The sequence below is a fragment of the Burkholderia sp. CCA53 genome (assembly GCF_001685525.1).
GTDB classification, from domain to species: domain Bacteria; phylum Pseudomonadota; class Gammaproteobacteria; order Burkholderiales; family Burkholderiaceae; genus Burkholderia; species Burkholderia multivorans.
Genome location: NZ_BDDJ01000002.1, coordinates 1100093 through 1121192 on the forward strand (window position 1 = coordinate 1100093; position 21100 = coordinate 1121192).

At 68.9% G+C, this 21100-nt stretch carries 12 protein-coding genes and 1 pseudogene; 1 reads left to right on the forward strand and 12 read right to left on the reverse strand.

All coding sequences use genetic code 11. From position 1 onward, the window contains the following. Nucleotides 1-125: 125 nt before the first annotated feature. The 5 genes from BCR55_RS21360 to BCR55_RS21380 form a co-directional block, all read right to left on the reverse strand. Complete coding sequence (locus BCR55_RS21360) at nt 126-770, reverse strand: response regulator transcription factor (protein WP_006404668.1); 645 nt, start codon at nt 768-770, stop codon at nt 126-128. A gap of 27 nt (nt 771-797) precedes the next feature. Then, a complete protein-coding gene (locus tag BCR55_RS21365; RefSeq protein ID WP_065495852.1) occupies nt 798-2177 on the reverse strand; it encodes a cache domain-containing protein in 1380 nt (459 codons plus the stop codon). 117 nt (nt 2178-2294) lie between these two features. Next, nucleotides 2295-3863: a sensor domain-containing diguanylate cyclase gene (locus tag BCR55_RS21370; RefSeq protein WP_065495854.1), complete on the reverse strand. Its 1569-nt coding sequence runs from the start codon at nt 3861-3863 to the stop codon at nt 2295-2297. Between the two features lie 483 nt (nt 3864-4346). After that, nucleotides 4347-6521, reverse strand: coding sequence for a malate synthase G (locus tag BCR55_RS21375; protein ID WP_065495859.1), 2175 nt, complete (start codon nt 6519-6521; stop codon nt 4347-4349). A 34-nt stretch (nt 6522-6555) separates the two neighbouring features. Beyond that, a complete protein-coding gene (locus tag BCR55_RS21380) occupies nt 6556-6960 on the reverse strand; it encodes a heme-binding protein (protein ID WP_035955890.1) in 405 nt (134 codons plus the stop codon). Between the two features lie 536 nt (nt 6961-7496). Between BCR55_RS21380 and BCR55_RS21385 the strand changes: the two genes are divergently transcribed. Then, nucleotides 7497-8975: a nitronate monooxygenase gene (locus tag BCR55_RS21385; RefSeq protein WP_065495861.1), complete on the forward strand. Its 1479-nt coding sequence runs from the start codon at nt 7497-7499 to the stop codon at nt 8973-8975. Between the two features lie 15 nt (nt 8976-8990). Here BCR55_RS21385 and BCR55_RS21390 read toward each other — a convergent pair whose 3' ends face one another. From BCR55_RS21390 to BCR55_RS21420, 7 genes and pseudogenes are all read right to left on the reverse strand, one after another. Then, the gene (locus tag BCR55_RS21390) at nt 8991-9995 is read right to left on the reverse strand and encodes a chemotaxis protein CheB (protein WP_053298083.1); all 1005 of its coding nucleotides are present in this window, start codon (nt 9993-9995) and stop codon (nt 8991-8993) included. Between the two features lie 142 nt (nt 9996-10137). Next, nucleotides 10138-14288, reverse strand: a pseudogene (locus tag BCR55_RS21395) (CheR family methyltransferase). A gap of 346 nt (nt 14289-14634) precedes the next feature. Beyond that, nucleotides 14635-15486 carry a carbohydrate ABC transporter permease gene (locus tag BCR55_RS21400; protein WP_006404677.1) on the reverse strand — a complete coding sequence of 284 codons (852 nt, stop codon included), beginning with the start codon at nt 15484-15486 and terminating at the stop codon, nt 14635-14637. A 17-nt stretch (nt 15487-15503) separates the two neighbouring features. Further along, complete coding sequence (locus BCR55_RS21405) at nt 15504-16451, reverse strand: carbohydrate ABC transporter permease (RefSeq protein ID WP_059940029.1); 948 nt, start codon at nt 16449-16451, stop codon at nt 15504-15506. 53 nt (nt 16452-16504) lie between these two features. Continuing rightward, nucleotides 16505-17764, reverse strand: coding sequence for an ABC transporter substrate-binding protein (locus BCR55_RS21410; protein WP_006409669.1), 1260 nt, complete (start codon nt 17762-17764; stop codon nt 16505-16507). Between the two features lie 72 nt (nt 17765-17836). Continuing rightward, complete coding sequence (locus BCR55_RS21415) at nt 17837-19822, reverse strand: beta-galactosidase (RefSeq protein WP_065495863.1); 1986 nt, start codon at nt 19820-19822, stop codon at nt 17837-17839. 9 nt (nt 19823-19831) lie between these two features. Continuing rightward, entirely contained in the window at nt 19832-20980 is a 1149-nt protein-coding gene (locus BCR55_RS21420) for an ABC transporter ATP-binding protein (protein WP_059940020.1), read from the reverse strand. Nucleotides 20981-21100: the final 120 nt, after the last annotated feature.

Sequence of the window (21100 nt, forward strand, 5' to 3'; positions counted from 1 at the left end):
TTATTGCGCACGCGCCGCTTCGGCGACGCGGGCCGGCGGCGCGCGTCAGCGGCCGGCAGCCGTACCCGCGTCGTGCGCGGCGACTTCGCGTCCGGAACGACACCACGCCGCGCGTCGCCCGGCCGCTACCGCCGCCGATGCTCGACCGCGAACTTGATCAGTTCGGCCTGCCCTTCGATGTCGAGCTTGCGTTTCAGATTGAGCCGGTGCGTTTCCACCGTGCGCACCGACAGCCCCGTCTGCTGCGCGATCTGCTTGCTCGACAGCCCTTCGGCGAGCGCATCGAGGATGTCGCGTTCGCGCGGCGTCAGTCGGTCGAGCGGCGACGCGGCCGCGCTCGCCTGGATCATCCGTGCGGCGAGCCCCTCGCTGAAGAAGGTTTGCCCCGCGAGCACCGCGCCGATCGCGCGGACGATCTCGCTGGCCGGCGAATCCTTCAGCAGATAGCCGCTCGCGCCCGCCCGCACGGCTTGCGTCACGTATTCGACGTTGTCGTGCATCGACAGCATCAGCACGCGGATCGCCGGAAATCGCTCGTGGAACACGCCGGCCAGCGCGATGCCGTTCATTCCGTTCATGCCGACGTCCATCAGCGCGAGATCGGGCTCGAGTTCGGCCGCGAGCGCAAGCGCCTCGTCGGCGTTGCCGGCTTCGCCGACCACGGACAGATCGGCCGCTTCGAGCCGCATGCGCAGCCCGTCGCGCACGAGCGGATGATCGTCGACGAGCAGCAGCCGGGCGGCGGGTCGAGCGGTGTCGGGGGCGCTCATAAGCGAAGAGTCTCCTGATGTAAGGCGTCACGCGTCGCGTAGCGGCACGCGCGCGGCCACGACGGTGTGGCCGACCTGCGACGTGATCGTCAGCGTGCCGCCGAGCGCGTCGAGGCGCTCGCGCATGTTGCGCAGCCCGATGCCGCGGCGCTCGTCGGCCTGCGAGCGCACGGCGTCGAAGCCGCAGCCGTTGTCGGCGATCGTCAGCGTGACCGACTGCGCGCCGACGTCGAGCGTGACGGCCGCACGCGACGCGTGCGCATGATGCACGATGTTGCTCAGCGCTTCCTGCGCGATCCGGAACAGCGCGGTGTTCACGGATGCGGGCAGCGGCCGCGCGCCGCTGTGCGCGACCTGCGTGTAGCCGATGTCGATGCCGCTTTGCGCGCCGAATTCGCGGATCAGCTGATCGAGCGCCGCCGCGAGGCCGAGATCGTCGAGCATCGCCGGGCGCAGCGCGTGCGAGATGCGTCGCACCTCGCGCAGCGTGTCGCCGAGCCGCACGACGCCGGACGCGAGCGCGCGCTCGGCTTCCGGCACGCGCACCGTGCCGCGCTCGAAGCGCGCGAGCGCCGATTCGAGCATCAGCTTCGCGGACACCATCATCTGGCTGATCCCGTCGTGCAGCTCGCGCGACAGCCGCGCGCGCTCCTGCTCTTGCGATTCGACGACGCGCTGCGCGAGCTGCTTGAGCTTCGCATCGGCGCTGCGCGACTCGCTGACGTTCAGCACCAGCGCGCATACGGCGATCGCCGCGGCGCCGGTGAGCGCGATCGCGGTCAGCCAGCTCATCGTGCGCTCGATGTTCGCGGAAGCGCGGGCGTCGATCCGCTGCAGTGCGGTATCGACGTCGTCGAGATAGATGCCGGTGCCGACCATCCAGCCCCAGCGTTCGAGCGCGACCACGTAGCCGAGCTTCGGCGCCGGCTTGCCGGTCGACGGCCGTTGCCAGACGTAGCGCACGAAGCCGCCGCCGCGCGACGCGGCGCCGATCAGCTGCTGGATCGTCAGCGCGCCCTGCGGGTCGCGCATCGTCCAGAAGTTGTGGCCGACGCGCTCAGGCTCGCGCGGATGCATCAGCGCGTTGCCGTGCAGGTCGTACACGAAGAAATAGCCGTCCGGGCCGAAATCCATCTTCTGCAGCATCGCGAGCGCCTGCGTGCGCAGCATCGCGTCGTCGCGCCCGTTGCGGCCGGCCGCGTCGTACAGCGGCATGATCGCGCTGGTCGCGAGCTCGACGTAGTGCTTCAGCTCGACTTCCTTGCTCGACAGATACGCGGCCTGGATCGTCGCATGCTGCGTGCGCGCGAGCGACGTCGCCTGCTGGCGCACGCCGAAACCGATTCCGGCGATCGCGAGCAGGAACGGCACGATCGCCAGCAGGAAAATCTTGGCCTTGAGCTTCATGGTGACGCGGACGGACGCGCGCCGGCGACGGCCGGCACGCTTGCCGCCGGCGCGCGGCCGGCGGAGGGAGCCGGTATTGTCGACGATTTTGCGCGCGCGGGTGCGGCGCGCGTGCGCTCAGGGCGTGCGCGGCGCGTAATGCCGGCCCGCGTGCGCGGCCGTGAGCACGACGACGCGGTTGCGGCCGGTTTCCTTCGCGCGGTACAGCGCGTCGTCGGCGAGCTTCAGCGCGGCGTGCATGTTGTCGTCGCGGTCCGGCCGGCAGGTCGCGACGCCGATGCTCGCGGTCAGGCAGCCGAACGCGCTGCCGTCGTGCCGGATCCCGAGTTCGAGAATGCTCGTGCGGATCGTCTCCGCGATGGTCACCGCGCCGTCGCTGCCGATATCGGGCAGGATCACGACGAATTCCTCGCCGCCGTAGCGGGCCGCATAGTCGGCCGGGCGGCGCAGGCAGCCGGCGATGCAGCGGCCGACCGCGGCGAGCGCGTCGTCGCCGGCCTGATGGCCCTGCGAGTCGTTGTAGCGCTTGAAGTGATCGACGTCGACGAACAGCAGCGACAGCGCGTGCTGCGAGCGCGCGGCGCGCCGCCATTCGCGCGCGAGCGTCACGTCGAGCATCCGGCGGTTGTCGAGCCCGGTCAGGCCGTCGGTGCGCGCAAGCGCCTGCAGCTCGGTTTCCGCGCGATGGCGCTTGCGCAACTGCACGTCGAGCAGCAGCGACAGGCCGACGAAGCCCAGCGCAAGCAGCGCCATCGCCGAACCGATCGGGATCGCGCGGTCGTACCACGCCGCATAGATCTCCGACTCGGATTCGGCCACCATCATGATCAGCGGCAGGTTGTCGAGGTGCCGGAACGCATACAGCCGCCGCACGCCGTCGATCGACGCCCTATCGAAAAAGCTGCCTTCGCGCGCGCGCATGAACTGACGGAACGTGCTCGCCTGACTGATGTTGCGGCCGACGATCTTCGCGTCGTACGGCTCGCGCATCACCATCACGCCGTTCGTACCGATCAGCGACATCGCGCCGCGATCGCCGAGCGCGAGGCGCGAGAACAGGTCGCGGAAATATTCGAGGCGGATCGACATCACCGCGATGCCGCCGAACGATCCGTCCGCACGCGTGATGCGCCGGCTGAGCGCGATGCTCGGCGAGCCGCCGCGCAGCCGCGAGTGGTATGGATCGCTGACGTAGAGCCCGACGTCGGGCCGGTCGCGATGCACGGTGAAGTACGGCGCGTCCGCGAAATTCGCGTTGCGCGGCACGTCGCTCTTGCCGTCGACCGCGATGTTGCCGCGGCTGTCGAGCACATAGATGCCGCCGAGATAGCGCGCGGTCGTCGCGCGGTCGAACAGCACCTGCCGGCGCAACGGCATCGGCAGCGCGACGATCGCCGGATCGTTTTCGCCTTCGACGACGGCCTGCAGCGACAGCGAATAGATCTCGATGTTGCGCTCGATGTCCCAGGACGCCATCAGCACGAGATTCTGCAGCGTCGTGCGTGCGCGCTCGCGCGCGTCGATGCGGCCCTCGTACAGCACGATTGCGCACAGCAGCATCAGCAGCAGTGCGATCAGCAGGCCGGAATAGAAGATCAGGTGCGGCAGCAGCAGCCGGCGCAGGTGCGTCGCGACGCGGCTCGTCAGGCCGGATTCGCGGGGCATTGCGTAGTCGGTTTCTGCCATGGTTCGTGGATCGTCGGGCATCGGCGGCGCGCCGATGCGGTGGTTCGCAAGGGAGGCTGACGACGAGCCGGCACGCTATCGCACGCGGCTGGACAACAGGCGGACGCGCGAAGCGGGTGCTGCGCGTTCCGACATCACCCTCCCGGTTGGTGGAGACGATGGGCGCCGACGATCGGCAGGCGCCGGCACAGCCGGCCGGCGGATCGTGCATCCGGTGACAGCCTGGCCGCCGATTCGGGCGCGCGGCGGTCGCGAGATGCATTGAACTGAGTATAACGCGCACGTCGGAGCGTGCGAAAAAGGTCGCGAACGATTGATCCGCGTCAAGCCGCGGCGATTTGGCGGCTTGCGTTCGGCGAGCGTGCGCGGCGGTGCGCGACGATGCAGCCGCATACGAAGGCCGGCGCCCGCGCAAACGAAAAACGGGCGGCCGTGGCCGCCCGTCGAAGCACGCGCAATGCGGGCGCTCGCCCGCCTCCGCACTTAGGCCTGTGCCTGCTGCGCCTTGAACGCGAGCCGGAACCGGTGCAGCAGCGGCTCCGTATAGCCGCTCGGCTGCGACGTGCCCTGCAGCGCGAGCGCGCAGGCAGCCTGGAACGCGACCGACCGATCGTAGCCGGGCGCCATCGGACGATAGTTCGGGTCGCCCGCGTTTTGCTGGTCGACGACGCGCGCCATCCGCTTGAACACGTCGAGCACGAACGCCTCGGTGATCACGCCGTGACGCAGCCAGTTCGCGATGTGCTGGCTCGAGATGCGCAGCGTGGCGCGGTCTTCCATCAGGCCGACGTCGTGGATGTCGGGCACCTTCGAGCAGCCGACGCCCTGTTCGACCCACCGCACGACGTAGCCGAGAATGCCCTGCGCGTTGTTTTCGACTTCGCGCAGGATCTCTTCGTCGCTCCACGCGGCACGCTCGACGACCGGCACGGTCAGCAGCCCGTCGAGCAGCGCGTCGCGCTCGCTTGCGTACGGCGTCTTTTCGAGTGCCTGCTGGACGGCCTGCACGTCGACGAGATGGTAGTGCAGCGCATGCAGCGTCGCGGCGGTCGGCGAGGGCACCCATGCGGTGTTCGCGCCCGCGCGCGGATGCGCGATCTTTTGTTCCAGCATCGCGTGCATCAGGTCGGGCATCGCCCACATCCCCTTGCCGATCTGCGCGCGTCCACGCAGCCCGGCCGATAGCCCCGCGAGCACGTTGTTGCGCTCGTACGCGGCGATCCACGCGGACGACTTCATGTCGCCCTTGCGGATCATCGGCCCCGCTTCCATCGCGCTGTGCATCTCGTCGCCGGTGCGGTCGAGGAAGCCCGTGTTGATGAATGCGACGCGCGCGGCCGCGGCCGCGATGCAGGCGGCGAGGTTCACGCTGGTGCGGCGCTCCTCGTCCATGATGCCCATCTTCAGCGTATTGCGCGGCAGCCCGTACAGATCCTCGATGCGCGCGAACAGCGTATCGGCGAACGCGACTTCGGCCGGGCCGTGCATCTTCGGCTTCACGATGTAGATCGAGCCGGTGCGCGAATTGCGCTTCGACTTCAGGTCGTGCAGCGCGCAGAGCGTCGTGACGACGCCGTCGAGGATGCCTTCCGGAATCTCATTGCCGTCGCGATCGAGCACCGCGCCGATCGTCATCAGGTGCCCGACGTTGCGCACGAACAGCAGCGAGCGGCCGTGCAGCGTCAGCGTGCCGCCGTCGGGCGTCGTGTATTCGCGGTCCGCGTTCAGGCGGCGCGTGAACGTCTTGCCGCCCTTCGACACTTCCTCCACCAGCGTGCCCTGCATCAGCCCGAGCCAGTTACGGTACAGCTGCACCTTGTCCTCGGCGTCGACGGCCGCGACCGAATCCTCGCAGTCGATGATCGTGCTGACCGCCGCTTCGAGCACGACGTCCTTCACGTTCGCGACGTCCGCGCGGCCGATCGGCGTCGATCCGTCGATCTGGATCTCGAGATGGAGCCCGTTGTGCTTCAGCAGGATCGCGGCGGGTGCATCGGCCGCGCCCTGATAGCCGACGAATTGCGCGGGCTGCGCGAGGTGCACGATGCCCTTGCCGGTCTCGACGGCGAGCTGGCCGTCCTGCACGCGATAGCGCAGCGCGTCGCGGTGCGACGCACCGGCGAGCGGCGCCGCGTTGTCGAGCACGTTGCGCGCGTAGTCGATCACGCGCTGGCCGCGCGTCGGGTTGTACGTTGCGGTGCGCTCGGCGCCGTTGTCTTCCGGCAGCGCGTCGGTGCCGTACAGTGCGTCGTACAGGCTGCCCCAGCGCGCGTTTGCCGCGTTCAGCGCATAGCGCGCGTTCGACAGCGGCACGACGAGCTGCGGGCCGGCCTGCGTCGCGATTTCGCTGTCGACGTTCGCGGTCGTAGCGGCGACGTTGGCCGGCGTCGGCACCAGGTAGCCGATCTGCTCGAGGAACGCGCGATAGGCGGCGAGGTCGCGCACCGGGCCGGGGTGCGCGCGATGCCAGGCGTCGAGTTCGCTTTGCAGACGGTCGCGCTCGGCGAGCAGCTCGCGGTTGCGCGGCGCAAGGTCGTGCACCAGTGCGGAGAAGCCGCGCCAGAACGCGGCCGTGTCGATGCCGGTGCCCGGCAGCGCTTCGTTTTCGATGAACTGGCTCAGCGCTGGCGCGACTTGCAGTCCGTCATGGTCGATCATCGTGAATCCTCCCGGGGAAAAATGCGCGCGCGGATCAGTCCGCGACGCTTTGTGCGCCGGCACGGGCGATCTGCGCATCCTGCACGGACTTCACGCCCGACACGCCGATCGCGCCCGCGACGCGGCCGCCGGCCGTCACCGGCACGCCGCCTTCGAGCAAGCCCGACAGCGGCGCGCTGAGAAACGCGGTGCGGCCACCGTTGATCATATCCTCATACGCCTTCGTGTCGCGCCGGCCGAGTGCCGCCGCGCGCGCCTTGTCCTGCGCGATCGCCGCGCTCGCGGGCGACGCGCCGTCGAGCCGCGCGAAGGCGAGCAGATGGCCGCCGTCGTCGACGACCGCAATCGACACGGCCCAGCCGTTGCGTTCGGCCTCCGCGCGTGCGGCGGCGAGGATGCGGTCGGCGTCGGCGAGTTCGAGTTCGGGCTTCGTTTGCATCAGGCTCCTCCGGCATCGTCGGTCGGGTGATCGGTCGGACGGCGGCGCGTGCGATGCAGTGGCGCACGCGCGTGCGGCCGGTGCCGTCCGGAAAAGTCTGGCAGCCGACGTTCACACTGACAATCCGGTCCGGTCTCGCCGAGCCGCTTCGCACGCGTCGGGCGGCTCGGCCGCGATGACCCTCGTGAGGTCGCGCGTGCGCTGGCGCGCGCTGCGCCTTGTCCGCCTACACGGGGTCCGACCGCAGCAGACCCTCGTATTCCTTCACGAACGCGCGGCGGCCGTGCGAGATCGGCGCGATCGCTTCGGCGTGCGCCTCGATGGCGGTCTACCATGGGTCGATGTGGCGGCGCGCAGCGCGTGCGTTCGGTGCCTCGATTCGAAGGACGGACGTGATCGGGCCGGAACGAACGGCATCGGTGATGCCGATCAAGCGAACTGCGCCGGCGCGGCGGGCGTATGGATCGATATGTCACAATGTGATCCATTCGGCGAACGCCCCGCGATGCGCCGCCGACTCAGCAAGGAGGACGTGCATGTCGAATCCAGTGCGTGGCGACGGGCCCGACGCCCGCGCCGTCCAGATCCTGCATCGCCCCGTCTGCGACCTGCTCGGCTGCACGTGGCCCATCGTGCTGGCCGGGATGGGCGGCGTAGCGCGCTCGGCGCTCGCGAGCGCCGTGAGTGCGGCCGGCGGATTCGGTTTTCTCGGCATGGTGCGCGAACCGGTCGAGCTGATCCGCCGCGAGGTGCAGCAGGTGCGCGCGGCCACCGACCGCCCGTTCGGCGTCAATCTGATTCCCGCAGCGACGCCGCCCGAACTGCTCGATGCGCAACTCGACGCGTGCATCGAACTGCGCGTGCCGGTCGTCGCGCTGTTTTGGGACGTGATGCCGGCTATCGTGCGCCGGCTGCGCGACGCGGGCATTCGCGTCGTGCATCAGGTCGGCTCCGTCGACGACGCGCGCGCGGCCGCAGCGGCCGGCGTCGACGCGCTGATCGTGCAGGGGCACGAAGCCGGCGGCCATGTGCGCGGCGACCGGCCGCTAACGGCGCTGCTGCCGGACGTCGTCGGCGCGGTGCAGGTGCCGGTGCTCGCGGCCGGCGGCATCGTCGACGGTGCCGGCGTGGCCGCCGCGATGGCGCTCGGCGCGCAGGGCGCGGCGATCGGCACCGCATTTCTCGCGACGTACGAATCGTTCGCGCACGCGTATCACAAGCAGCGGATCGTCGATGCGCACGACGGCGACACGCTGCTCACCGACATCTTCCATATCAACTGGCCGCGCGGCGCGAAGGTCCGCGTGCTGCCGTCGAGCGTGACGCGCGGCGAGCGCGGCGATCCGTTCGGCGACGCGCGCGTCGTGATCGGCGATGAGGAGGGGCGTTCGATCTATCTGTTCAGCACCGATTCGCCGCTGCGCACGATGACGGGCGATTTCGAGGCGATGGCGCTGTATGCGGGCACGGGCGCCGGGCAGATCGGCGCGGTCGAGCCGGCGGCCGACGTGTTGCGCCGAATCGTGCGCGATGCGGCGGCGATCCTCGAATCGCGCGCGGCCGCGCCCTCGGGCCACGACGCGGACGCGCAGCGCGCCGCGTTGCTGGCCGCGCTCGACGAACTGCTCGAAGCGGAGCGCGCGGGCGCGCGCGTCGCGTCGGAAACGGCGGCGGAAGTGGCGGACGACGACGCGCTGCATCGGCTGATCGTGCATATTCGTCAGGACGAAGCGCACTGGTGCAGCGTGCTCGTCGATGCCATCCGCACGCTCGGCGCGACGCCGACACGCGCGACGGGCGCGTTCTACGAAAAGGCGATGGCGATCGACGATCTCGCGGAGCGAATGGCGTTTCTGAATCGCGGCCAGCGCTGGGTGGTGCGCAAGCTGCAAGCGTTGCTGCCGACGCTCGCGGACCGCGATATGCATGAGGCGCTGACGCAGATGCTGGTCGCGCACGAGAAGAACATCGGCGCGGTCGACGTACGGCTGAGGGACGGCGGCGTGCACGGATAGCGCCGCGCGCGACGGTCACCCTGTCTCGCGGCCATGCGTTGCTACATGCAGCGCTTGGCGCAGCACGTCGGCGAGCTGCCGGTTTTCGTCGATGCGCGCCTGCTCGATCGCCTCGTCTTCCGCGTTGCCCGTGCGGCGCGCCCACTCCTGCCGCTCGCGGGCAAAGATCATCCGCTCGTTGACGGCGCGGATCGCGGCCCAGATCGCATCTTCCGCCTTCTGCGCCTCCGCATCGTCGAGCGAAAGCGCCGAGAACGCGTGCCCGGTATGGCACCGATAGCGCAAGGGGCGATCGTCGCGCATGCGCCATAGCGCGCCGCTGCAGCTCGGGCACGTGAGCGCCGAACGCTCGCCGATCGCGTCGAGCAATTGGGGCGTGAGGAAGCGGCCCTCGGCGATTCGACTTTCGTCGTCCAGTGTGCGCAAATCCGCCATCGTCCGGCCCTCCTCGCCGCGTGCGCCATAGACCGCCGCATGAATCGTGTGCGCCAGTTCGTCGGCCGTCGCGACGGCGTCCGCGCCGGCGGCGGCCAGCGCGGCGCGCGGCATCGACGGCGCCTCGCATTCGTCGGGATGCTGGACGATGCCGTAGCCGCCGTGGGCGCGAATCGCCGCGAGGCCGGCGGACCCGTCGTCGAGATCGCCGCTCAGCACGACGCCGACCGCGCCCGGCCCGTATTCGCGCGCGGCCGACCGGAACAGCGGATCGGCCGCGGGCCGCGCGTAGTTTTCGGCGGCCGTGTCGAGCAGATGCAGCCGGCCGCCGCGCAGCACCATGTGCCGGTCGGGCGGCGCAACGTAGATTCTTCCCGGATGCGGGTGCTCGCCGTGTCGGGCGTGGGTGGCCTCCAGCCGGCCCCAGCGCGTCAGCAGCTCCGGCAGAATCGACCGGTGCCGGCCGATGTGCTGCACGATGCAGATCGGCACGGGGAAGCCTTCGGGCAGGTCGGTCACGAGCGTCCGGAGTACCGGCAGTCCGCCCCTCGACGACGCGACGACGACGACATCTCGATGGTCCATGGCACCCTCCTTGCGGATCGACGCGCAAGGCGGGTGCCCGATGCGGACGTCGGGCGCGGGGGCCCGGTGGACGAAACCATGCGTGCCCGCGCGACGCCGCCGCAGGCCCGCAGGCCGGCGCGCGCCGCACGGTTGCAACAGCTCAGCGCGGTTCGGCGAGGGCCGCGAGCAGCAAGCCGAAATCGAGCGGTTTCGGCAGATGCGTGTCGAATCCGGCTTCCGTCGCGGCGCCGACATCGGCCTCACGGTTGCGGCCCGTGAGCGCGATCGCTTTCAACCGCGCCCATTGCGGGTCGGCCTTGATCCGGCGCAGCAGCGCGTAGCCGTCCATGTCCGGCAGCCCGATGTCCGACACGATCGCATCGACGGGCCCTTGCGCGAGCATTTCCAGCGCCGCTGCGCCGCTGCGCCGCTCGCCGCGGTGCGCACCTCCGCGCCCGCCAGGTTCAGCAGGGTAGTGAGCGACAGCGCCGTCTCCGCATCGTCCTCGACGAGCAGCACGTGCAGGCCCGCGATGCGGCCCTCCGACGCACGGCGGTCGGCGGCCGCGATGCGTGTGTCGGCCGCGGCCGGCAACCACACCGTCATCGTGGTGCCGCGTCCGGGGCCGTCGGACGCCGCCGAAATCCGGCCGTCGTGCATTTCGACGAGCTGCCGGACCAGCGCGAGACCGATGCCGAGCCCGCCGCGCGTGCGGTCGCGCGGCGCCTGGCGGAACATGTCGAACACGTGCGGAAGCGTGTCGCGGTCGATCCCCTGTCCGTCGTCGATCACGTCGACGCGCAGCATCCGCGCTTCATGCGTGAGCCGCACGACGATCCGGCCGCCCGCATGCGTGAACTTCAGCGCGTTCGACATCAGGTTCCAGAAAATCTGCTCGCAACGGATCGGATCGGCGAGTGCGATCGCCGGCTCGTCCGGGAACTCGGTTTGCAGCACGAGGCCGCGCGCATGTGCGTCGGCCTCGCACGTATCGACGATCGTGCGCAGCACCGCCGTCAGATCGACGCGCGACAGCTCGAGCGCGAGCTTGCCGGTGCGGATGCGGGACAGATCGAGCAGATCGTCGATGATCTGCGCCTGCGCGCGGACCGCCTGCCGGATCAGCTCGGCCGCTTCGCGCACCGCGGGAATGTCGCGCGTTTCGGGCAGGCGCGGCAGCATTTCCGCGCGCACGCCGATCAGGTTCAGCGGATGCCGCAATTCGTGCGACAGCACGGCGATGAATTCGTCCTTCAGCTGATTCGAACTGAGCGCCTGCTCGCGCGCCGCCTGCTCGCGCGCGAGCGCTTCGCGGTTCGCGTCCTCGCTGAGCTTGCGCTGCGTCAGGTCGCGGACGATCTTCGCGAAGCCGTTGAACGACGTATCGGAAATCGGCGTCACGACACCGCTGCAGAAAATCCGCCGCCCGTCCTTCGTGCGATGCCAGCGTTCGTCGTCCGCGCGGCCTTCGCGCGTCGCGACCTCGCGTTCGTGCGCCGGCACGCGCGCATGCCGGTCGTTCGGTTCGTAGATCAGCTCGACGTCCTGGCCGATCATTTCGTCTTCGGTATACCCGAAGATCCGTTCGGCCCCCGCATTCCAGCTCGCGATGATGCCGTTGCCGTCCTGGATGATGATCGCGTAGTCCTTCGTCGACTGCGCGACGAGGCGCAGCCGCTGCTCGCCGGCCCGCGCGGCTTCCTCCGCGTGGTGGCGATCCGTGACGTCGATCAGCGTGATCACCGCGCCGTCGATATGGTCGTCGGCGGTGCGATACGGCAGCAGCCGGATCAGATACCAGCGGCCGGCCTCGCTCTCGATCTCGCGTTCGATCAGCCGCAGCGACTGGAACGACTGGCGCACGTCGTCCGCGAGCGTGGGATAGCGCAGCGAATGGGTAATGTGAAACAGCGAGCGGCCGAGATCGCTGTCGATCAGGTTGAAGATCGCGGTCGCGTTCGGCGTGAAGCGCTTGATGCGGATTTCCTTGTCGACGAAAACGGTCGCGATCTCGCTCGACGCGATGATGTTGTGAAGATCGTCGTTGGCCTTGGCGGTGTCCTCGATCCGCGCCTGCATCTCGGCGTTCGCGGTCGTCAGCTCCTCGTTCACCGATTGCAGCTCTTCCTTGCTGCTTTCGAGTTCCTCGCTGGTCGAGCGCAGCTCCTCGTTGATCGCCTGCAGTTCCTCGTTCGACGCCTTCAGCTCCTCGACCGACGTCTCATACTGCTCGATGATCGTCGCGAGCTGCTCGCGGCTGTGCTGCAGTTCGTGCTCGAGCTGCGCGAGCACCGGATCCTGCCCGCTTGCTTCGGCCTGATCCTCGTCGGTCATGCGCCCGTCCACCTCGTCGAACACGACGAGCAGAAAGTCCGCGTTCGCGACCTTGTCGTGAAACGGCCGCACCGTCATGTTGATCCACGACACCTGCGTGTCGTGCGTCCACTTCACGCGGCGCGCCTCGACGCTCGTGCCCGTCTGCAGCGCGCGGAAGATGGCGGTGCGCAGATCGAGCCGCAGGTCCGGCAGCACGAGCGTCATGATGTTGCTCGACAGCTCGCCGCCGACGTGGCGCAGGAACCGGCCGGCGTTGTCCGACAGATGAACGACGTTCGATTCCTTGTCGATGATCACGCTCGGCGGCGAATACATTTCCAGTGCGCGTTGATGGAGTTCCGCATACGAGAAATTGCGCTGGACCGGGCTCGCCGGCGCGCGCAGCGTGGGTGTCGGCACGGGCCGCTCGTCGGCCGACCCCGATTCGACGTGCAGCAGCGGCGGGCAAGCCGTCGCCGCTTTCGCGCGATGCGTGACGACGCGCGCCTGATAGATCCGGCGCTTCTTGTCGACGACGGTAAACAGATCGTCGGCCGCGTCGGCCGATTCCGCGGTGCCGAGGAACAGATAGCCGTTCGGGCGCAGCGCGAAGTGAAACAGCTCGAGGATCTGCCGCTGCACCGCCCGTTCGAGATAGATCAGCACGTTGCGGCACGAGATCAGATCGAGATGCGAGAACGGCGGATCGCGCAGCAGGCTGTGCGCGGCGAACAGAATGCGCTCGCGCACCGATTTCGCAATCACGAAGTGCGCGCCGTCGCGCGTGAAATACCGCTGCAGCAGCGGTTCGGGCACGTCGGCTGCGATCGACAGCGGATAGGAGCCCGTGCGCGCGCGCACGATCGCCGCTTCGTCGATGTCGGTCGCGAACACCTGGATCGCCTGGCTCGACACGGCCGTCTCGCGCGCGCGGGCGAGCAGCAGCGAGATCGAATACGCTTCCTCGCCCGTCGCGCAGCCGGCGACCCACACGCGCACCTGTTCCTCGCCCGCATCCGGCGAGAACATCGACGCGATCACCTCCCGTTCGAGGAAGTCGAATGCGTCGCGATCGCGGAAGAACTGCGTGACGCCGATCAGCATGTCGGCGAGCAGCGCGTTCGCCTCGTCCGGCGTCGCGCGCAGGAAATCGCGGTACGCGAGCAGGTCGCGCTGCCCGTTGACCTGCATGCGCCTTTCGATCCGGCGCAGCACGGTCGCGCGCTTGTACAGCCGGAAGTCGTGCCCGGTGCGCACGCGCAAATGCATCAGGATGTCCGACAGCGCGCGTTCGGGATCGTTGGCGCCCGGCCGGTCGGGATTCTGATGAACGTGCGCGAGCTCGAGCCCCTGTTGCTCGATGCGCCGCGCGTTCGTCCACAGATCGAGCAGTTTCTGCGGCATCTCGGCGGCCGGCAGCACGATGTCCGCACCGGCGACCGAAATCGCCTGCTTCGGCATCTCCGCGTGTTCGGCGTCGTCGGGCGTCTGCGCGAGCGTGATGCCGCCGACTTCCTTGATGCGGCGCAGCCCGGCCGCGCCGTCGGAGCCCGTCCCGGACATCACGATGCCGATCGCGCGCGAATCGTGCGCGTCGGCCAGCGTCCGGAAAAAGTGGTCGATCGTCAGCGCGATGCCGCCCGACATCTCGCGCGGGCTGCAGCGAAGGCAGCCGTCCGACATTTCGAGCTGCATGCCGGGCGCGATCACGTAGATATGGTTCTTTTCGATCGGGACGGTGCTCGTCACCTGACGGACCGGCATGCCGGTCGTGTGCTGCAGCACGCTGTCCATGTGGCTGATCTGCTCCGGGGCCAGATGGACGATGACGACGAATGCCATTTCCATGCCGGTCGGCGCGTTCTCGAAGAAGGTCTGCAAGGCCGTCGTGCCGCCTGCCGATGCGCCGATGCCCACGATCGGAAAGGCCAGATCGCTTCTCAACGTCGCAGACGCGGGAAGCCGCTCCTGATCGGTAGGCTCTTGCCGTGCCATTGACTTCTCCTGATTGATGAGGTGAGACGACGCACCGTCAGTCGCCGGGCCGGCCGCGGAATCGCCGTCGTACGGGGCGCCGCGATCCCGCTCGCGATACTTTTCGCTGCGTTTTTGTGCGCATTGTACGGCACCGCGCGGGGCGTTCCGAGCGTCCGATGCGGCGTGGCTGCGCGTGTCCGAACGCCATTCGGCATGTGACGGGACGCCGCGTACGAGCGCGGACCGCGCGACGCGACGCGATCGGCGCGCGCCGGCTGCCGACGCAAAAAAAGCCCGCCGAAGCGGGCAACCTCTCGATGCGGAGGGGGAGATTCGCTCGCGCGCGCCGCCGCGCGCGTTTCGTTCAGCCTTTCGTCGCGCCGAACGTGAGCCCCGCGACGAAATGCTTCTGCATCGCGAAGAACATCGCGACCGACGGCAGCGCCGCCAGAATCGAGCCGGCCGACACGAGGTTCCACGACGTCGTCCACTGTCCCTTCAGCGCGGCGACGCCCGCGGTAATGGGCGCGGCCTCGTCGCCCTGCGTCAGGCACAGCGCCCAGAAGTAGTCGTTCCAGACGAACGTGAACACCAGAATCGCGAGCGCGGCGAGCGCCGGCCGGATCAGCGGCAGCACGATGCGCCAGAACACCGTCCACTCGCCGGCGCCTTCGATGCGCGCGGCCTCGATCAGCTCGAACGGCAGCTGCTTGATGAAGTTTCGCAGGAACAGCGTGCAGAAGCCGGTCTGAAACGCGACGTGAAACAGGATCAGCGCCTCGACCGTATTGAAGACGCCGAGCCGCAGCGACAGGTCGCGCACCGGAATCATCAGCACCTGCACCGGCACGAAGTTGCCGGCGACGAACGTGCCGAACAGCGCGGTATTGCCGCGAAACCGGTAGGTCGCGAGCGCGAAGCCCGCCATCGCGGCGAGCGCGATCGAGCCGAGCACGGACGGCACCGTGATCTGCACGCTGTTCCAGAAGTAGTGCAGCATTGGCGACGTCGTCAATGCGTCGCGATAGTTCTCGATCATCGAGAAATGGCGCGGCCAGCCCCAGTAATGGCCTTCGACGAGCTCTTCGGTCGAGCGCACCGACGTGACGAACACTGCGATCAGCGGCAGCAGCCAGATCGCGAGCGCGACGGGCAGCGACAGCTTGTACAGCCGGCGCGTGACGGGTTTCCATTGGGCGACGGGTGTCGGAAACATGATGGCTCCCGGTAGGTTCACTGCTCGTTGCGCAGCATTCGGCGCAACTGGAACGCGATGTAGACGAGCATGATCGCGAACAGCACGACCGCGATCGACGCGGAATAGCCGAGCCGGTAGTACTTGATCGCCTGGTCGTACATGTAATACGCGAGCACGGTCGAACTTTCGAACGGGCCGCCGCCCGTCATCACCGAAATCAGGTCGAAGCTGCGCAGCGCGCCGATCACGGTGACGACGATCGCCATGAACGTCGTCGGCCGCAGCTGCGGCAGCACGACGTGCCAGAGCAGCGCGAAGCCGCGCGCGCCTTCCATCCGCGCCGCTTCGATCTGCTCGGGGTTCAGCGACGTGAGGCCAGTGAGGTAAAGGATCATGCAGTACGCCGTCTGCGGCCACAGCGCGGCGAACACGACGCCGAGCGTCGCGTAGCGCGCGTCGCCGAGCACCGGGATCCCGTGCCCGGCGATCAGCGCGAGCAGCCCGAACGTCGGATCGTAGAACCACGAGAAGATCAGTCCGACGACGACGCCCGACAGCACGAACGGCGCGAAGAACAGCGACTTTACGAGCCGGATCCCGCCGACTGCCTGATTCAGGTACAGCGCGAGCGCGAGGCCGAGCGGCGGCGCGAGCATGAACAGCACGAGCCAGATCACGTTGTTGCGCAGCGCGGTGTAGAAGGTCGGCGCGTGCAGCAGCTCGACGTAGTTGGCGAGGCCGACGAACGTGCGCTCGGTCATCCCGTCCCAGTTGCAGAAGCTGAGCCACAGCGTCGACAGGATCGGCCAGATCACATAGACGGCAACCATCGCGCACGCCGGCGCGAGAAACAGCCAGGCGGCACGGCGCTGCCGCCGCGCGGCCGGCGACGGGCGGCGCGCGCGCGGCGCGTGCACGGCATCATCGCGCTCCGCGGCGGCGGCCGTGCCGGCGGGCGGGTGGGACGTGATCGGACTGGACACGGTTTGCCTCCTGAACGGGCGCGGCGGCGCGCGGCCGCCGCACGGTCACGCGGTCACTTCTTGTAGATGCGCTTGCGCGTCTGCTCGAGCTGCGCGAGCACCGCATCGAGCTGCGCCGGATTCGCGACGAACTGCTGCATCCCCTTCATCCCTTCGTCGGCCATTTCCTTCGTCATGTCGCGGTCGTAGAACTGCGCGACGCCGCCCTTCGTGTCGGCGAGAATCCGGAAGCCGATGCGCGAGATCGGATCAGCCGGTTCCGGCGACTTGCTGTTCGCCGACAGCGAACCGAGCCCTTCCGCGAGCTTCGCGCCGATCTCCGGCGTTTCGACGAACGCGAGGAACGTATGCGCGTCGGCCTTGTTCTTCGCCTTCGTCGGGATGTGCAGCGATTCGACCGGGCCGTCTTCGGCGGTCGGCACGTTCGCGTCGATGACCGGAAAGCGGTAGTAGCCCATCTCCGGCTTCACGTTCGGCGGAAAGCCGGCCGCGATGAACGTGCCCATCAGCATCATCGCGGCCTTGCCCTGGAACAGGAACGGCTGCGCGCCGTCGAGATCGTAGGACAGCGCGTTGTCGATGAAGTAGCCGGCATCGATCAGCGATTTCCACGTCGTGTAGACCTTCTTCACGCGCGGGTCGGTGTACGGCACGTCGCCGGCCATCAGCTGCTGATGGAATGCGTTGCCGTTCAGGCGCAGGTCCAGATAGTCGAACCAGCCGGCGAGCGTCCACGCGTCGCGGCCGCCGACCGCGATCGGCGTGATGCCCGCGGCCTTCAGCTTTTTGCACGCGTCGAGAAACTGGTCCCACGTCTTCGGCTCGTTCGCGATGCCGACCTTGCGGAACAGATCCTTCCGGTAGAACAGGCCCCACGAGTAGTAGACGGTCGGCGCCGCGTATTGCTTGCCGTTGTACGACGATGCGCTGCGCGTCGATGCGTACATCGCGTCCCAGCCGTTCTTCGTCCAGTCGCCGCTCAGATCCTCGAACAGCCCGCGCTTCGCGTAATACGCCATCCGTTCGCCCGCATGCCAGTTCACGACGTCGGGCGCGACGGTCGTGAGCCACGCGGGAAGCTGCACCTTGTACGCTTCCTCGTCGACGAACGTCGCTTTCACGTCGATGTCCGGATGCGCGCGGTGGAATGCATCGAGCGTCGACTGCCACACTGCGCGCTGGCTCGCGCCTTTGAACGCGATGTTGATGCTCAGCGTGCCGGCGTCGGCGGGTGCGGTCGCGGCGAGCGACGCGAGCGCGACGGCGGCGGCCGTGGCGAAGCGGGCGGCGGCGCGAACGGGGCGATGAGTCATGGTTGTCTCCAGTCCTGTCTGTCGTTATGCGTGGGCGGCGCGTCGCGCGCCGCGGCGGTGACGATGAAACGGCTATGCGTGACTGCGATACACGGCGACACCGCGCGGCTCGACGTCGGCGCTGCCGACCACGAACGCCGCCGGCGGCACGGCGTCGATCGTGTGCAGGGTGTCGCCGTAGTTGAACACGTATGTGAGGCCGCCGCGCCGGCTGATGCGCACGCCGTCGGCGAGCGGCGTCGGCGCGAGCCCCGCTTCGGCGGCGACGCTCGCGAACAGCTGCGCGGTGGTCGCGTCGTCGAACAGCGCGGCCCAGTAATGCAGCGTGCCGTGCGACAGCCAGGCCGGATGACCGTCCGCGAAGCGCGCGCGCACGACGGTGCGGTCCGCCTCGCGCACCTCGACGAGGTCGCGCCAGTGGCGCGCGTGGCCGGCGAACGGCGCGCCGTCGACGAGCGCGCCGTCGACGCGTTCGGTCACGTTCGGCCGCAGCGATTCGACGCGCCAGACGCGCAGCGGCAGAATCGAGGCGAGTGCGCCGGGCGGCAGCGTCGGCGGAATCTGCAGGTCGACCGTCTTCGAGCCGGTGCGCGGCCCGAACACCGCATGCGCGCCCGATGCGGCGAGGCGCGCGGCGAAATCGTCCGGGACGATCGGCAGCGGCGGCACGACGACGAGCCGATAGCCGTCGAGCGGCGCCTGCGCGGAGATCACGTCGACGTCGAGCCCGAGCGCGCGCAGCGCCGAGTAGTAGTCGAAGGCGATGCGTGCGTACTGAAAATCCGCGCCTTGCGGCTGCACGTCGAGCAGCCACTTCGCTTCGTAGTCGAAGACGAGCGCGACGCGCGCATGCACCGCGGCGTCCGCGTGCGCATCGGCGTCATGCACGGCGGCGATCTCGTGCGCGACGCGCTCTGCTTCGCGGCCGCCTTCGTCGAGCCGGTCGTCGGGCGTGTGCAGCCCCGCGTGCATCTGCTCCTGCGCGAACGGCGCCTGCCGCCAGCGGAAATAGGACACGCAGCCCGCGCCGTGCGCGAAGGCTTCCCAGCTCCACAGCCGCACCATGCCCGGCAGCGGCGCCGGGTTCCAGTGCGCCCAGTTCACGGGGCCCGGCTGCTGCTCCATCACCCAGAACGGCAGCTTCGACATGCCGCGATAGAGGTCGTGATTGAACGACGCGAAATCCGGATGGCCGGTGCGCAGCCAGCGCGCCTTCACGTCGGGCGCGAACCAGTGTTCCTCGAGCGCGCCGAGCGGATAGCTGTCCCACGTCGCGACGTCGAGATCGCGCGCGACCGCATAGTGATCGAAGTCGGTGAACAGCTGCATGAAGTTGTGCGCGACCGGCCGGCCCGGCGAATGCGCGCGGATCACGTCGACCTGCATCCGGTGATAGCGGACCACTTCGTCCGACGCGAAACGCCGGTAGTCGAGCCGATGGGTCGGATGCGCTTCGGTCACGGTGCCGACGGGCGCGTCGATCTCGTCGAAATCGCGATACTCCATGCTCCAGAACACGGTGCCCCACGCGCAGTTCAGCGCGTCGATCGTCCCATAGCGCGCCTTCAGCCATTCACGAAAGCGTGCGACCGCAGCCGGCGAATAGCTGACGACCGTCTGGTGACAGCCCATCTCGTTGTCGGTCTGCCAGAAGCGCACGGCCGGATGGCGGCCATAGCGCTCGGCGACCGCCGTGCAGATCTGCCGCGATGCTTCGTGATAGACGGGCGACGAGAAGTCGTAATGGCGGCGCGAGCCGAACGCGCGCGGGCGGCCGTCCGCACCGATCGCGAGAATGTCCGGATGGCGATCGATCAGCCATTTCGGCGGCGTCGCGGTCGGCGTGCACATCACGATGTCGAGGCCCGCCGCGGCGAGTACGTCGACCGCGCGATCGAGCCAGCCCCAATCGTATTCGCCCGGCGACGGCTCGATGCGGCTCCACGCGAATTCCGCGATGCGCACCTGCGCGATGCCGAGTGCCTTCATCCGGCGGGCGTCGTCCGCCCACATCGATTCCGGCCAGTGTTCCGGGTAGTAACAGACGCCGACGCGCATGCGCGATCCTTATGCGTAATGGTGAACGGAGAGGGTGGCGGACGCGGGCAGCGCGCGGCCGTCTTCGGTAAACAGGTGGCACGCGGCGGCCGGCGCATGCACGGGCAGGCGCTCGCCGGGGCGCACCGCTGCGTCGCCGGGCACCTTCGCGATCAGCGGCGTGCCGCCCGGCTGGTCGAGATGCACGCAGGTCTGCTCGCCGAGACGCTCGACGAGTGCGACGTCGCGCACGAGCATCGTCGATTCGTGTGCGGCGCCGAGCGTCAGGTGTTCGGGACGGATGCCGAGCGTGACCGCGTCGCCCGCGCGCAGCGCGGCGCCGTCGCGCGCGAGCGTGAAGCTTTCGCCGGACGGCACGAGCGTGACCGTCGTGCGCTGCGCATCGGCCGCGGCGACGACGGCCGGCAGGAAGTTCATCCGCGGCGAGCCGATGAAGCCCGCGACGAAGCGGCTCGCCGGCCGGTGATACAACTCGAGCGGCGCGCCGACCTGCGCGATGCTGCCGTATTGCGCCGTGTCGGCGCCGGCATGCAGCAGCACGATCTTGTCGGCGAGCGTCATTGCTTCCGTCTGGTCGTGCGTCACGTAGACGACGCTCGCGCGCTCGAACTGCCGGTGCAGCCGCGCGATCTCGACGCGCGTCTGGCCGCGCAGCGCCGCGTCGAGGTTCGACAGCGGCTCGTCGAACAGGAACACGCCGGGCTCGCGCACGATCGCGCGGCCGATCGCGACGCGCTGCCGCTGGCCGCCCGACAGCGCCTTCGGCTTGCGGTCGAGCAGCGCGTCGAGCTGCAGGATCCGCGCGGCGTCGCGCACCTTGCGGTCGATCTCCGCTTTCGGCGTGCGCGCGAGCTTCAGGCCGAACGCCATGTTCTCGTAGACCGTCATGTGCGGAAACAGCGCGTAGCTCTGGAACACCATCGCGACGCCGCGTTCGGCCGCGGGCACGTCGTCGACGCGCCGGCCGCCGATCGACAGCTCGCCCGCACTCAGATCCTCGAGGCCGGCGATCATCCGCAGCAGCGTCGATTTCCCGCAGCCGGACGGACCGAGGAACACGCAGAACTCGTGCTCGCCGATCTCGAGATCGACGTCGCGTATGACCGGCGCGTGGTCGCCATAAGCCTTCTGCACGCGCCGCATCGAGATGCTGGCCATTGTCTCCGCTCCATGTTCTAATGCGTTGCCGCACATGATTAAGCGCTTAATCACCGCAGTCAAAAAAAACGGCGATTGCGCTCGCGGCCGGGGCGCGCCCCGCGATCGAGCCGCAGGGCG

What these genes read in the sequence shown, in the direction of transcription:
- BCR55_RS21385 (WP_065495861.1), top strand. Translation starts at nt 7,497, where the DNA reads ATGTCGAATCCAGTGCGTGGCGACGGGCCCGACGCCCGCGCCGTCCAG.
- BCR55_RS21365 (WP_065495852.1), bottom strand. Translation starts at nt 2,177, where the DNA reads ATGAAGCTCAAGGCCAAGATTTTCCTGCTGGCGATCGTGCCGTTCCTG.
- BCR55_RS21410 (WP_006409669.1), bottom strand. Translation starts at nt 17,764, where the DNA reads ATGACTCATCGCCCCGTTCGCGCCGCCGCCCGCTTCGCCACGGCCGCC.
- BCR55_RS21375 (WP_065495859.1), bottom strand. Translation starts at nt 6,521, where the DNA reads ATGATCGACCATGACGGACTGCAAGTCGCGCCAGCGCTGAGCCAGTTC.
- BCR55_RS21420 (WP_059940020.1), bottom strand. Translation starts at nt 20,980, where the DNA reads ATGGCCAGCATCTCGATGCGGCGCGTGCAGAAGGCTTATGGCGACCAC.
- BCR55_RS21370 (WP_065495854.1), bottom strand. Translation starts at nt 3,863, where the DNA reads ATGGCAGAAACCGACTACGCAATGCCCCGCGAATCCGGCCTGACGAGC.
- BCR55_RS21360 (WP_006404668.1), bottom strand. Translation starts at nt 770, where the DNA reads ATGAGCGCCCCCGACACCGCTCGACCCGCCGCCCGGCTGCTGCTCGTC.
- BCR55_RS21400 (WP_006404677.1), bottom strand. Translation starts at nt 15,486, where the DNA reads ATGTTTCCGACACCCGTCGCCCAATGGAAACCCGTCACGCGCCGGCTG.
- BCR55_RS21415 (WP_065495863.1), bottom strand. Translation starts at nt 19,822, where the DNA reads ATGCGCGTCGGCGTCTGTTACTACCCGGAACACTGGCCGGAATCGATG.
- BCR55_RS21390 (WP_053298083.1), bottom strand. Translation starts at nt 9,995, where the DNA reads ATGGACCATCGAGATGTCGTCGTCGTCGCGTCGTCGAGGGGCGGACTG.
- BCR55_RS21380 (WP_035955890.1), bottom strand. Translation starts at nt 6,960, where the DNA reads ATGCAAACGAAGCCCGAACTCGAACTCGCCGACGCCGACCGCATCCTC.